Below are 12,136 nucleotides of genomic sequence, written 5' to 3' on the forward strand. Positions count from 1 at the left end.
GTTCTCATGAGTCTCGATACCGCCCTCGCCGCCACCGATAACCTGTTCTTCGAGCGCGCGGATGCGGCCCTCGATCAGGACAGCGCCCTGAAAATCACGCAGGGTGCCCTGCATGGGGCCGAGGATGGTGAGCTGTTCCTGGAATATCGGGAAAGCGAGGTTGTCAGTCTGGATGATGGCCGTATTCGCGGTGCGAATTTCGACACCGCGACGGGTTTTGGCCTGCGCGCCGTCGCCGGTGAAGCCACCGGCTATGCCCATGCCGGGGAGGTCAGCGAAGCCGCCTTGCGCCGTGCCGCCACCACAGTCGCCTCCGTCGCGGCCGGCCATGGCGGTACCCTCGCCGAGCCACCGCGGGCGACCAACGCACGGCTGTACAGCGACGCCAACCCGCTGCCGAGCGTCGATTTCGCCACCCGCACCGCCCTGCTCGCCACCATCGACGCCTATGCGCGGGAAAAAGACTCCCGCGTGCGTCAGGTGACGGCCTCGATCGTCGGGGAATGGCAGGCCGTGCAGATCATCCGCGCTGACGGACTGCGCGTCGCTGATCTGCGTCCGCTGGTCAGGCTGAATATCGCCGTCATCGTCGAACAGGATGGCCGCCGGGAAAGCGGCAGCTTCGGCACAGGTGGCCGCTATGGCTATGATCGCCTGCTGACCGAGGAAACATGGAAAAACGGGATCGACGAAGCCCTGCGTCAGGCGCTGATCAACCTCGACAGCCGCCCGGCGCCAGCCGGGGAAATGCCCGTCGTGCTCGGCTCCGGCTGGCCCGGCATCCTGCTGCATGAAGCCATCGGCCATGGTCTGGAAGGAGATTTCAACCGCAAGAAAACCTCCGCCTTTGCCGGGCTGATGGGACAGCGGGTCGCAGCGCCGGGCGTCACTGTGGTCGATGACGGCACCCTGCCAGACCGGCGTGGCAGCCTGACCGTGGATGATGAAGGCACGCCTTCCTCCCGTACCGTGCTGATCGAGGATGGGATTCTCACCGGCTATATGCAGGATCGGCTCAATGCCCGGCTGATGGGCGTCCGCCCCACCGGCAATGGCCGCCGCCAGTCCTATGCCTATGCACCGATGCCGCGTATGACCAACACAGTCATGCTGGGCGGCAGGCATGAGAAGGAAGAAATGATCCGCTCGGTAAAACGCGGCCTGTACGCAGCGAATTTCGGCGGCGGCAGCGTAGACATCACCTCCGGCAAGTTCGTGTTTTCCGCCAGCGAGGCCTATCTGATTGAGGATGGCCGCATCACCGCCCCCGTCAAGGGGGCGACGCTGATCGGCAATGGGCCAGACAGTCTGACGAAAGTCGAGATGATCGGGCCGGATGTGGCGCTGGACCCTGGAATCGGCACCTGCGGCAAAAGCGGTCAGGGCGTTCCGGTCGGTGTCGGGCAGCCGACGCTGAAACTGACCGGCCTGACCATCGGCGGTACAGCTGACTGAAACAGTTGACGCAGTGCCGGAACGAATTTTTTCATTCCGGCCTGCGGTGTATCTTTTCCGATAGCATCCGGAAATCTGGGGGGTCTATCCGGGCAGCCACACCGCCGCCGCACTCTGAAGATGAATGAGATTTAAACAGATTCAGGGTTTTCTCCCGGCTCTCTCCATGCCAGCGATACTTCCTGTTTCAGGGTAAGCCTGCATCAGGCTTGAGAGCATCCAATGATCAAACGTAGCATGATAGATCGCATTTTCTGGAAAACCGGCGCCTTATTGGCATTCGCCGCTCCGGCCATTGGTATGCTCACGGTTCCTTTCATGGCCCATGCCATGCAGGAGAGTCATTCTGCATCTTCCTCTTCCATCCATGTGGAAACATCCTCCCCACCGCCGAACTGCCCGGCTTATGAGGTGCCGCCCCTGCATCTCAAAAATCTGCGGGATGCGCTGGAGGATAACGAGGAGGTGGTGATCGTCGCCATCGGTTCCTCTTCCACGCAAGGATGGATGTCGTCAGATATTGGCGCCTCCTACCCCGCGTTGTTGCAGAAGGAGCTGTCAGAGGCTCTGCCGCATGCCCATATCGCCGTGATCAACCGGGGCATCGGCGGGGAAGACGTGACCGAGGAAACCCCGCGCCTGCAAAGTGACGCGCTGGATGTTCATCCTCAGGTCGTGATCTGGCAGGTCGGAGCCAATGGGGCGATGCGCAATATCAGCCCTGACGTATTCCGCAAGATGGTCATGGCCGGGGTCATCCGGATGCACAAAGCTTCCGTCGATGTGGTGCTGATGGATAATCAGCGTGCGCCCCGTATCATCGCAACCAAGGAAGGCACATTACTGGACAGCACCATGGCCTCCATTGCCCAGAAGACCGGCGCAGCGCTGTTCCAGCGTGGGCAATTGATGGATCACTGGCGGGATATGGGCCACCCATATGCTGATTTCATCGCCTCAGACGGGCTGCATCATAACGATCTGGGTTATCGCTGCGTGGCGCATGCCCTGGCACAGGCGATTCTGGCGGGGCTCAAGGAAACCGGGGCCAAACAGGACACCACCTCCGGCCTTCCCCATCACGCCGCCCATCCGGCGGTCAGAAAAGCCTCGCCCGGTAATGCTCAGGGACCGGACGGGGATGATGATGGAGATGATGATGGCAGTTAGGCAACCTGAGCCTCGTTGAAAATCCGGCTCACATCCCCTGCCCAAACGCTCTGATAGCGGTTCAGCCAGTGCTCCGCCTGTGTGGGAGCGCCGCCTTCCACGATGTCCCGCAGCGGATCGAGGTATACTTCTTCCTCCTGCCCACGGGCACGCAGACCGTCAGCGGCGATGGCGACCAGATCGCGGGCCAGATCGCGTACCGTGCCACCCGCGAAAGGCGTGTTCACCGCCTGCCTTGCGACCTCGGATCGCAGCCCGACCAGACTCTGCCATCCATGGCGGTTCATCAGCGCGGTGGCAGCCTCCAGCGCCGCATCGTCGTAAAGCAGACCAACCCAGAGCGCCGACTGAGCCAGCATCATCGCCATACTGCCGGCATCAGCGCCCCGCATTTCCAGAAAACGCTTCAGTCGGACTTCCGGAAAAGCCGTCGTGGTGTGATCGGCGAAATCACCGATGGTCGGACACTCCCCTTCCCGGCCCGGCAGACGCCCGGCCATGAAATCACGGAAACTGGCTCCGGCGACATCGACATATCCGCCATAGCCCTCACCAGGGCGATGCACGAAATACATCGGCACATCCAGCAGCCACTCTGTCCAGCGTTCGAAGCCGAACCCGTCCTCGAACACAATGCCCGGCAATCCCGTGCGATCAGGGTCGGTATCCGTCCAGATATGGGCGCGATAGGACAGGTAACCATTCGGCTTTCCCTCCGTGAAGGGAGAGTTCGCGAACAGCGCCGTGGCCACCGGCTGGAAGGCCAGCGCAACCCGGAATTTGCGGACCATATCCGCCTCTGATTGCGTATCCAGATTCACCTGCACGGTGCAGGTGCGCAGCATCATGTCCAGCCCGAGCGTCCCGACTTTGGGCATGTAGGCCCGCATGATTTCGTACCGGCCCTTGGGCATCCATGGCATCGCGGCGCGGCTGTGCAACGGCTGGAACCCCAGCGGCGCGAACCCCAGACCCAGCGGAGCCGCGACACGATGCAGCTCGGCGAAATGGATTTGAAACTCCTGCCTTGTCTGGTGCAGGTTCGTCAGCGCCCCGCCGGACAGCTCAAACTGCCCGCCCGGCTCCAGCGACAGGGAAGCGCCGAGGGAAGAAGCCGGACCTTTCAGCCCGATTGCGTGGCCACGGTCCAGAATCGGCGCCCAGCCCTCTGCCGCCTTGACAGCGTGCAGACCTTCCAGGAGCGCCGAAATTCCGGCAGGGCCATCATAGGGCGGAGCAGCAAGATCGGTCAGGGAAAAGCCGAATTTCTCGTGCTCGGTGCCGATACGCCAGTCGGAACGCTCACGGCAGCCGCTGGCAAGATAATCTGCAAGCTGACGGGTCGTGGTCGCCGGAGTGATATCGGCATCGCCTGGATTGGACATCGGCTTCCTGACTAACTGGAACGTTACAGGGTTGCATCCCTGTGGTTACTCAATCGGCAATATCAGACACAGGCGGAGCTGTCAGCAAGGCCAGCCCGGCAATGACGGCCGTCTCCGCACGCAACACCGTTCGGCCGAGAGAGACCGGAATAACATGCGCATGGGAACGCAACAGAATCAGTTCCTGTTCTGAAAATCCGCCTTCCGGGCCGGTCAGCAGGGCAGATGGCCCGGCCACCCCTCTGGCATGCGCCGCTTCGGACCGTTCGATTGCCGCATAGAGTTGCCGATCCTCCGGCCAGTCACGCAACAGGGCCGGCAATGGCTGAGGCGCCTGCAGCACCGGAATGGTCAGGCGTTCACACTGCTCTGCGGCTTCGACCGCGATGGCTTCCAGCCTCGCCGTATTGATGCGTTCGGCATTCGTGCGGGTGGTCATCACCGGAATCAGGCGGGAGACCCCGAGCTCGGTCGCTTTCTGCACCACCAGTTCGGTATTCGTGCGCTTCAGCAGGGCAAAAACCAGCCATGGCCCCTCTTCCGGCACGGGGGCACGAAGCTGCTCCCTCAGGCTGAGTGTGGCCCCCTTGCGGTCGATCCTCTCAATCACCGCCCGCCATTCGCCATCCGTGGCATTAAACAGGCTCAGCGCATCCCCTACCCCGCGCCGCATCACGGTGCCTAGGTAATGGGCGCGCGCGGCATCCAGTGTTAAATGCTCGCCCCCACGCAGGGCATGGTCCATATGCAGCCGGATGGAAGGGGCACGGGCGGATGAAAAACGATTCGAGGCTGTCATGACGCGGCATCCTGCCACAAACGCTGCCAGCACGGCAGAGAAGATGCCAAGGCCTCACACCGATCTCCGCCCCGATGGCTGGATTGCCCGCCTGCCCCGGCGGATACAGCCTTATGCCCTGTTGGCCCGTCTTGACCGGCCTGTCGGTATCTGGCTGCTGTTTCTGCCGGGCGTGTGGGGGATTCTGGCGGCACGGCCGCCGGACCAGGAAAGCCTGCGCCTGATCGTACTGTTTCTGATCGGCAGCGCGGTGATGCGGTCAGCGGGCTGCGTCGTCAACGATATGTGGGACCGTGATCTGGACCGCAGCGTCGCGCGCACCGCGGGCCGGCCACTGGCCGCCGGAGTGCTGGGGATGCGTCAGGCGACTGTGTTTCTCGGCCTGCTGTTGCTGGCGGGATTACTGGTTCTGCTCCAGCTTCCGAGGATAGCACAAATAGCCGCCGCTTCATCCCTGCTGCTGGTGGCGGTCTATCCGCTCGCCAAGCGCGTGACATGGTGGCCGCAACTGGTGATGGGATTCACGTTCGGCTTCGGCGCTCCGGCAGGCGCCATCGCCGCAGGGGCGGAGACGGGGCCGGACTGGTGGCTGGTCGGGCTGCTTTATGCCGCGGCTATCGTCTGGGATCTGGGCTTCGATACGATCTACGGGTTTCAGGATATCGAGGATGATGCCGTGATCGGCGTCAAATCCACCTCCCGCCGTTTCGCGCATATGCCGCGGCGTTTCGTCGGCGCAAGCTACGCCTTGATGGTGGTTTTCCTGATTCTTGCCGGGATCAGGGCCGGGCTGCCATGGCTGTATGACCTTGCGCTGACGCTGCCCGCCGCCCTGCTGCTATGGCAGGTACACAGGCTGGATATTCTCAATCCCGCAGCCTGTCTGGGGGCTTTTCGGGCCAATACCCGAATCGGGCTGGCAGTAGCGGGAGCTTTCCTGTGGGGCTGGATCGGATTGTTGCCATGAAAGACATCGCCTTCATCCGCGAGAATACGGCATGGTCCCGCGCGCCTCTGGTGCCGGAGCTCGGGCTGTTTCTGGCCACCGCCATCACCCCGATCTGGCAGGCCACAGAAGACTGGCTGGCGCAGCGGAATGTCGAGCCGCCTTTCTGGGCCTTTGCATGGCCGGGCAGTCAGGCCATCGCCCGCCATGTGCTGGATCATCCCGAACTGGTGAAGGGCCGCCGGGTGCTGGATTTCGCGGCAGGATGCGGGCTGGCGGCTCTGGCCTGCGCCCGCAGCGGGGCCCAGGAGGCGGAGGCAGCAGAGATAGATGCGCTGGCTCTGGCCGCCACCACGCTGAACGCGACTGAAAACGGCCTTGCCGTCCGTCTGGCCGACGGCGATGTGGTGGGCAGCCCATGCCGCTGGGATCTGATCCTCTGCGGCGATGTCTGTTACGAAGCCCCCATGACCCGCCACATCATGCCGTGGCTGCGGCGCATGGCGGAAACGGCAGAGGTCTGGATCGCTGATCCCGGGCGCAGCTATCTGCCGCAAGAGGGTATGACCGCCTTTGCCGAATACACCGTTCCGACCACGCTGGAACTGGAAGATCGCACGGAACGGCATGTGCGCCTGTTTCGTCTTTCTCCCTGATCACTACCGCTTCATCAGTACCGGAATGCGCGCATGTTCCATCACATGCCGCGTCACCCCGCCCAGAATCATCTGCCGCAGGCGAGAATGGGAATACGCCCCCATCGCCAGAAGATCGCAGGAAAAATCCTCTGCCGCCTGTAACAACCCGGCTCCGACATTCCCATCGACCGGATTGAAATAGGCTATCTCTGCCCGAATACCGTGACAGCCGAGGTAATCCACCAGTTCCTCCGCCTCCGGTCCCTGACGGTAATAGGAATGAGCCGTCAGAATACGTACTGCCTCTGCCTTCTGCGCCCATGCCAAAGCCGCACGCACAGCCGACGCACTTTCGACCGTACCGTTCCAGGCAATACAGACCCGGTTGCCAAGCGTATCCCCCGGCTGCTCCGGCGCCATCAGCAAAGGGCGTCCCCCGTCAAAAAGCACCGCATGCAGCGCCTCGGTCGAGGACAGATCGTCGTCTCCAGACGGGCGGGCAATGACGGTGAGATCGGCCACACGGGCCTGCCATGCCACGATGTCCTCCTCCTGCCCTGTCTTTTCCTCCAGCCGGATGGAAACGGGGGGATGCCGATCACCGGTGACGGCATCAATCATCGCCTGAATGGCCACGCCCCGTTCCCGTGCTTCTTTCTCCACCGCCTCGATCATGTCCTGCACCATCGCGCCGGACAGGCCTTCGGCAGCCAGAGGGGCTATGTCACTGCCAGCGGTACGGATGTAAACGGCCAGAATCTGGGCATCCCATCTGACAGCGGCCTGTATCGCGACCGCCAGTGCGGAGCGGCCACGGCTTGGGCAACGGAGCGGCAATAAAAGCTTGCGAATGGCCATGGCAGCTTCCTTTTCCGATAATACCCGCCTGTCCTGCCGCGCAGGGATCTGTCTACACCCGATCCTCCGGCGTTACCGGCCTTATCGAGAGAACCTGATCGGTCCTGATCGCACCATACAGATGCGGGAAAGGCGGCTGGTCCGGCTCCGACACCTCCCAACGTAATGGCGCGGACAGGCCGTCAGCCGACAGAACCAGCAGCAGCAAACCGTCCTGCTCAGAGTAATGAAGCCGCAGCACGAAAGAGAGTTGCTCCGGCGTGCAGAGATGGATGAATCCCTCCCGCTCCAGACCAGGCGGCGCATAGTAACCCGACTTTAGAGCATTCTGCCAGTCTTCGGGGCTGATGATGTGCAGCAATGTCGGGGATGTGCTCATCTCATACTTCCCGAAAAAATGGGGCACAGGCGGCTTCCAGCCATGCCTGCTCCGCCGGGGGCAGCAGCGGGCCGATCTCTGCCAGCACGCGGGCGTGATAGGTATCGAGCCAGACCTTTTCAGCCTCTGTCAGTAAATCGGGCTCAATCAGGGTGCGATCAAACGGGGCCAGCGTCAAAGTCTCGAAGCCGAGGAAAGGCCGGGTGGCATCGGGGATGTCCCGTGACTGCACCAGCAGCAGATTTTCCAGCCGGATGCCATATTCTCCGGGCTGATAGTAGCCCGGCTCATCAGACAGAATCATGCCGGGACACAGCGCGACGGGACGTGCCGCACGTGAGATAGAGGCCGGTCCCTCATGCACCGACAAATAGCTGCCGACGCCATGACCGGTGCCATGATCGTAATCAAGCCCCACATCCCACAAAGACCGGCGCGCCATTGCATCGATATGCGGTCCGGCCACTCCTTGCGGAAATTGCAGCGTCGCCACGGCGATATGCCCCTTGAGAACCCGTGTGAAACGATCCCGCAGCAGCGCAGGCGGCGCATCCGGGCCGATCCAGATCGTGCGGGTCACATCCGTCGTGCCATCCAGATACTGGCCGCCGGAATCGATCAGATAGACCTCGTTTGGTCGCAAGGGCCGGTCTGTTTCCGCCGTGACGCGGTAATGGATCACTGCACCATGTTCAGCGGCCCCTGAAATGGCAGGAAAGCTTTCTCCCCTGAATTCCTCAGCCTCCTGACGGAATGCCAGCAGACGGGCAGCGGCACTGGCCTCGGTTTCGCCCTCCCGCAGCGGATTCAGGCTGTACAGGAAACGGCACAGCGCCACGGCATCACGCTGATGGGCACGTCTGGCTCCCGCCTGCTCGACCTTATTCTTGCAGGCACGTGGCAAGGCACAGGGATCAGCGCCTGGACTTAATACAGCCCCTGCCTGCCGCAACACCTGCGCAAACCAGACGGGGGCCGTAGCAGGATCGAGTCGAACAATCCGGCCCCCCAGCGCCTTCAGGCCTGCTTCCAGCTCCGTCCGGGAGCGCAAGGTCACGTCAGCGCCAAGCCATTGCGCGGTGGCCGCGGGAATTTTCTCCGGCGCCATGAACAACGTCACCTTGCCATCGGCGAACAGCACGGCAAATCCCAGCGCATAGGGCGTGAAAGGCACATCCTGCCCCCGAATATTCAGCAGCCATGCCAGAGAAGCAGGGTCCGTCAGCACCACCGCATCCTCGCCAGACTCGACCAGAGCATGTCCGATTTCCGCCCGTCTGGAGGCAGAATCCTGCCCAGCCCTCTCCAGCGGATGCGGCACGGCCGGAGCCAGAGGCGGCGCGGGGCGGTCCGGCCAAACCGCATCGACCGGATTGGCGGCAACCGGCACCATATCCAGCCCGGCCGCGGTAAAGCGACCCAGCCCATCCTCGCTGATCAGCAGCGGATCATAGCCGATCCGCGCCCCTCTCCCCGCTGCGCTCACCAGCCAGAGCGGAGGAGGTGTCTCGATGATATGGCACTGCTCCCAGAGAGAGGAATCCGTTTCCTGAGTGGCCTGAAGCGTGTAGCGCCCATCCGTGAACAGGGCCGCACGCTGCTGCAACACCACCGCAAGACCCGCACTTCCCGTGAAGCCCGTCAAAAAGGCCAGCCTTTCCGCACAGGCCGGCACATATTCGCCCAGATGTTCGTCAGCACGCGGAATAATGAACCCGTCCAGCGCCTGCCCTTCGATCACCGCCCTGAAGGCTGCCAGACGCGAAGCTGCCTGACCATTTTGCTCCGTCCCCAGCGTTGCCATCCTGCCGCCCTTATCTCTTTTTGCACTGCAACATATGCATGCCTGTCTTTTAGTCTTTACTCGCCGCTTTTGAAGGCAAATAGATCATATAATCGCCACAAGGACGCTGCCTTTCTGATGAATGCCAAGGAGGCCCGGCAGCGCCTCAGGGAACTGATCACATGACCACCACGACCTTCAATCAGGGTTTGCTTTCCTCCCGCAGCCTGCCCGCACAAATAGTTGCCGTCCATGGCTCCCTATGTCAGCAGTTGAAGGCTGTTCACCAGCGCCTTCAGAACGAACGCGCCCGTCGTTGTACAGCCCGCATTCTGGCAGCCCGCACGGATCAGGAACTGGACGATCTGGGTCTGCATCGTGGTCAGCTGCGCATCGAACGCACCGGTCTGTTCGACTGATCCTTTCGCCGAGCTGATCGGATAGAAATGGGCGCGATCCTTTCGGGATCGCGCTTTTTTATTGGTCGCCGCCGAGGCTGGTGCGGGCCAGACGGTCAAATTCCTCGATCGTCAAGGTCTCCGCCCTGCGATCACCGGCAATGCCCGCACGGGACAGCAATGCTTCCCCCCCCAGTGATTTCAGAGCACCACGCAACATCTTGCGCCGCTGACCGAATGCGGCCGCCGTGACCCGTTCCATCGCCGTGAACAGGGCCGGGGAGGGTTGCGCCTCACGCGGCCACAGCGCAGCCACAGAGGAATACACTTTCGGGGGCGGATGAAAGGCTCCGGGCGGAACCGACATCAGCATGTCCACCCGACAGGTCCACTGGGCCAGCACCCCCAGACGACCGTAAGCATCGCTACCCGGTGCAGCACAGATTCGTTCCGCCACCTCCTGCTGGAACATCAGGGTCATGCTCTCGAACAGCGCTGCCTGACGCAGCCAGCCAACCAGAAGGGGCGTGCCGACATTATAAGGCAGGTTGGCGACGATGCGTCTCGGAGCTGTGGTCAGCGTGCCAAGATCGACCCGCATCGCATCCGCTTCCAGCACCGTCAGACGATCAGGGTAGAAGCCGGCAAGCTCCTCCAGCGCCGGAATTGCCCGATGGTCCAGTTCAATTGCCACCACCCGCTCCACGGCGGTTTCAAGCAATGCACGGGTCAGCCCACCCGGTCCCGGCCCGATCTCGATCGCGGTACGGCCCTGCATCGGGCCGGCCTCCCGCACGATTCGCGCCATCAGATGCGGATCGAGCAGAAAATGCTGACCCAGCGCCTTACGGGCTTCCAGCCCATGGCGGGCAATAACCTCGCGTAAGGGCGGAAGCGCCGGAGGGAAGCCAGGCACCGTCCCGACAGCCTCCTCAGTCATGGCCCCGCATATCAATCAGGGCACGACGGCGCAGTTCACGCTGGAGCTGACGGCTGGCAGTTTCAACACGTTCGCCCAGAATCTGGTTCGAAATATCTTCCTTGCCCGGCAGACCGAAATTCTTCTGGGTCCGGCTACACACCATCATGATGGCAATACCGTCCTGAGAGACGATCGGCTGGCTGGGCTGACCCACCGGCAGCGAAGCCAGAAGGGCACGGAACTGTGGCGGATTAATGCTTTCCAGACGAAGCTCACCGGGATTGGAGGGCCGGGATCCGCCCATTGCCTTGCTGGCGGCCTCGACTGCGGCGCAATCATGCATACCGGCAGCAGCGGCCTTCGCATGCTCAAGCGTTTTCCGCTGCTGATCCGTGGGGGCTGCCGGATTGAGCGGGGTCGTAAACGGATAGAAAACCTGTCGGATCGATAAGGCAGTCCCCTGATCATTACCGATGATCCGCTTGCCGTGCAGGGCCACGATCTCGATACCCCCCGCCACGTCGATCGGGTTGCTGATCGCCCCCGGAGGCATTTCCTTCAGCACCGAGACAACCTGCGGATCGAGCTGATTGGGTTGCACCCATCCCAGATCACCGCCTTCAAGCGCGGTCTGGCTCTGGCTGAACTGGGCGGCGACAACAGGAAAAGGCGCTCCGTTGCGCAGCTGCTGGATGACCGTATCGGCAAAATCATGGGCCGCCTGCGCACGGGAAGGATCATCGACGGGAATAAAAATTTCCGAAACGCGATATTCCGTCTGGCCCTTCTGGGATGCCAGCAGTTCTTCCTCGTCCTGAATTTCCTTGTCGCTGATCCTGACACGCTCACCCAGCTGCTGACGCAGCACACGTGTCCAGCCCAACTGAACACGAATCTGGTCAATCAGTGTACGCATGCTGACACCATCCGCAGCCAGTTTGTGGCGCAGCGCATCCGGCTGCATGCCGTTCCGCTGCTCCATCCCCTGAATGGAATGGGCGATATCACTGTCTGTGATCACGATGCCGCGGCGCTGTATTTCCTGGAGCCGCAATTTTTCGTCCACCAATTGGCGCAGGACCTGAGGGGTCAGGCGATCAAGCACCTCTTTCGACATCGGCAGACCGGTGGACATGGCGAACAGACGCCTGCGGGCATCAACATCCCCTTTGCTGATGACGTCACCATTCACAACCGCAACAATACTGGTCGCATCCGGAGAAGGTGCCGGCGCCTTTGCCTTTCCCATGGCATTACCGCCATGTGTTGCGGCCAGCCCTGAATGAGGGAAAAGCATCGACATGCCGGAGCCCGACAATGCCAAACCAGCAAGAAGAAGGGCGCGGAAACGGTCAACAGCCATGAGGGTAAGCGTCCTGTCCTGATCCTGATATCTCTGATAG

Annotated in this window: 12 protein-coding genes; 5 read left to right on the forward strand and 7 right to left on the reverse strand. The window is 62.0% G+C overall.

Features of this window, described 5'->3' with window-relative positions; all coding sequences use genetic code 11:
* Positions 1 to 6 precede the first annotated feature (6 nt).
* Positions 7 to 1,455 carry a metalloprotease TldD gene (gene tldD, locus GbCGDNIH8_RS11300; RefSeq protein WP_095206457.1) on the forward strand — a complete coding sequence of 483 codons (1,449 nt, stop codon included), beginning with the start codon at positions 7 to 9 and terminating at the stop codon, positions 1,453 to 1,455.
* A gap of 237 nt (positions 1,456 to 1,692) precedes the next feature.
* Complete coding sequence (locus GbCGDNIH8_RS11305; protein ID WP_157692641.1) at positions 1,693 to 2,625, forward strand: SGNH/GDSL hydrolase family protein; 933 nt, start codon at positions 1,693 to 1,695, stop codon at positions 2,623 to 2,625.
* On the opposite strand, the gene GbCGDNIH8_RS11310 is transcribed toward GbCGDNIH8_RS11305, so the two are convergent.
* Positions 2,622 to 4,010 carry a glutamate--cysteine ligase gene (locus tag GbCGDNIH8_RS11310; protein WP_072573265.1) on the reverse strand — a complete coding sequence of 463 codons (1,389 nt, stop codon included), beginning with the start codon at positions 4,008 to 4,010 and terminating at the stop codon, positions 2,622 to 2,624. The two genes, GbCGDNIH8_RS11305 and GbCGDNIH8_RS11310, sit on opposite strands and share 4 nt — an antisense overlap.
* 49 nt (positions 4,011 to 4,059) lie before the next feature.
* On the reverse strand, positions 4,060 to 4,809 hold the full coding sequence (locus GbCGDNIH8_RS11315; RefSeq protein WP_072573266.1) for a 16S rRNA (uracil(1498)-N(3))-methyltransferase: 750 nt from the start codon (positions 4,807 to 4,809) through the stop codon (positions 4,060 to 4,062).
* Between GbCGDNIH8_RS11315 and ubiA the strand changes: the two genes are divergently transcribed.
* Both ubiA and GbCGDNIH8_RS11325 read left to right on the forward strand, forming a co-directional pair.
* Positions 4,808 to 5,776, forward strand: coding sequence for a 4-hydroxybenzoate octaprenyltransferase (gene ubiA / locus GbCGDNIH8_RS11320; protein ID WP_081368993.1), 969 nt, complete (start codon positions 4,808 to 4,810; stop codon positions 5,774 to 5,776). The two genes, GbCGDNIH8_RS11315 and ubiA, sit on opposite strands and share 2 nt — an antisense overlap.
* On the forward strand, positions 5,773 to 6,411 hold the full coding sequence (locus tag GbCGDNIH8_RS11325) for a class I SAM-dependent methyltransferase (RefSeq protein WP_072573841.1): 639 nt from the start codon (positions 5,773 to 5,775) through the stop codon (positions 6,409 to 6,411). The genes ubiA and GbCGDNIH8_RS11325 overlap by 4 nt, the downstream gene beginning before the upstream one ends.
* 3 nt (positions 6,412 to 6,414) lie before the next feature.
* On the opposite strand, the gene GbCGDNIH8_RS11330 is transcribed toward GbCGDNIH8_RS11325, so the two are convergent.
* Genes GbCGDNIH8_RS11330 through GbCGDNIH8_RS11340 form a run of 3 tightly spaced genes read right to left on the reverse strand, consistent with a single transcriptional unit; the run spans position 6,415 to position 9,434 of the window.
* Entirely contained in the window at positions 6,415 to 7,251 is an 837-nt protein-coding gene (locus GbCGDNIH8_RS11330) for a universal stress protein (protein ID WP_072573267.1), read from the reverse strand.
* 52 nt (positions 7,252 to 7,303) lie between these two features.
* Entirely contained in the window at positions 7,304 to 7,630 is a 327-nt protein-coding gene (locus GbCGDNIH8_RS11335; protein ID WP_081368994.1) for a DUF952 domain-containing protein, read from the reverse strand.
* A 1-nt stretch (position 7,631) separates the two neighbouring features.
* Positions 7,632 to 9,434 carry an aminopeptidase P family protein gene (locus GbCGDNIH8_RS11340; RefSeq protein WP_072573268.1) on the reverse strand — a complete coding sequence of 601 codons (1,803 nt, stop codon included), beginning with the start codon at positions 9,432 to 9,434 and terminating at the stop codon, positions 7,632 to 7,634.
* Between the two features lie 161 nt (positions 9,435 to 9,595).
* On the opposite strand from GbCGDNIH8_RS11340, the gene GbCGDNIH8_RS11345 reads away from it, so the two are divergent.
* On the forward strand, positions 9,596 to 9,832 hold the full coding sequence (locus GbCGDNIH8_RS11345) for a DUF1127 domain-containing protein (protein WP_072573269.1): 237 nt from the start codon (positions 9,596 to 9,598) through the stop codon (positions 9,830 to 9,832).
* Between the two features lie 58 nt (positions 9,833 to 9,890).
* Here GbCGDNIH8_RS11345 and rsmA read toward each other — a convergent pair whose 3' ends face one another.
* Positions 9,891 to 10,751, reverse strand: a complete 861-nt coding sequence (rsmA, locus tag GbCGDNIH8_RS11350) for a 16S rRNA (adenine(1518)-N(6)/adenine(1519)-N(6))-dimethyltransferase RsmA (protein WP_072573270.1) — start codon at positions 10,749 to 10,751, stop codon at positions 9,891 to 9,893.
* Positions 10,744 to 12,096 carry a peptidylprolyl isomerase gene (locus GbCGDNIH8_RS11355; RefSeq protein WP_072573271.1) on the reverse strand — a complete coding sequence of 451 codons (1,353 nt, stop codon included), beginning with the start codon at positions 12,094 to 12,096 and terminating at the stop codon, positions 10,744 to 10,746. Before GbCGDNIH8_RS11355 ends, rsmA begins: the two co-directional genes overlap by 8 nt.
* Positions 12,097 to 12,136 lie beyond the last annotated feature (40 nt).

This window comes from Granulibacter bethesdensis (assembly GCF_001889545.1).
Taxonomy (GTDB): domain Bacteria; phylum Pseudomonadota; class Alphaproteobacteria; order Acetobacterales; family Acetobacteraceae; genus Granulibacter; species Granulibacter bethesdensis_B.

Bases quoted from the DNA above. Each gene is read 5' to 3' on its own strand.
- tldD (WP_095206457.1), top strand. From the start codon at position 7: ATGAGTCTCGATACCGCCCTCGCCGCCACCGATAACCTGTTCTTCGAG.
- GbCGDNIH8_RS11305 (WP_157692641.1), top strand. From the start codon at position 1,693: ATGATAGATCGCATTTTCTGGAAAACCGGCGCCTTATTGGCATTCGCC.
- GbCGDNIH8_RS11310 (WP_072573265.1), bottom strand. From the start codon at position 4,010: ATGTCCAATCCAGGCGATGCCGATATCACTCCGGCGACCACGACCCGT.
- ubiA (WP_081368993.1), top strand. From the start codon at position 4,808: ATGACGCGGCATCCTGCCACAAACGCTGCCAGCACGGCAGAGAAGATG.
- GbCGDNIH8_RS11315 (WP_072573266.1), bottom strand. From the start codon at position 4,809: ATGACAGCCTCGAATCGTTTTTCATCCGCCCGTGCCCCTTCCATCCGG.
- GbCGDNIH8_RS11325 (WP_072573841.1), top strand. From the start codon at position 5,773: ATGAAAGACATCGCCTTCATCCGCGAGAATACGGCATGGTCCCGCGCG.
- GbCGDNIH8_RS11330 (WP_072573267.1), bottom strand. From the start codon at position 7,251: ATGGCCATTCGCAAGCTTTTATTGCCGCTCCGTTGCCCAAGCCGTGGC.
- GbCGDNIH8_RS11335 (WP_081368994.1), bottom strand. From the start codon at position 7,630: ATGAGCACATCCCCGACATTGCTGCACATCATCAGCCCCGAAGACTGG.
- GbCGDNIH8_RS11340 (WP_072573268.1), bottom strand. From the start codon at position 9,434: ATGGCAACGCTGGGGACGGAGCAAAATGGTCAGGCAGCTTCGCGTCTG.
- GbCGDNIH8_RS11345 (WP_072573269.1), top strand. From the start codon at position 9,596: ATGACCACCACGACCTTCAATCAGGGTTTGCTTTCCTCCCGCAGCCTG.
- rsmA (WP_072573270.1), bottom strand. From the start codon at position 10,751: ATGACTGAGGAGGCTGTCGGGACGGTGCCTGGCTTCCCTCCGGCGCTT.
- GbCGDNIH8_RS11355 (WP_072573271.1), bottom strand. From the start codon at position 12,096: ATGGCTGTTGACCGTTTCCGCGCCCTTCTTCTTGCTGGTTTGGCATTG.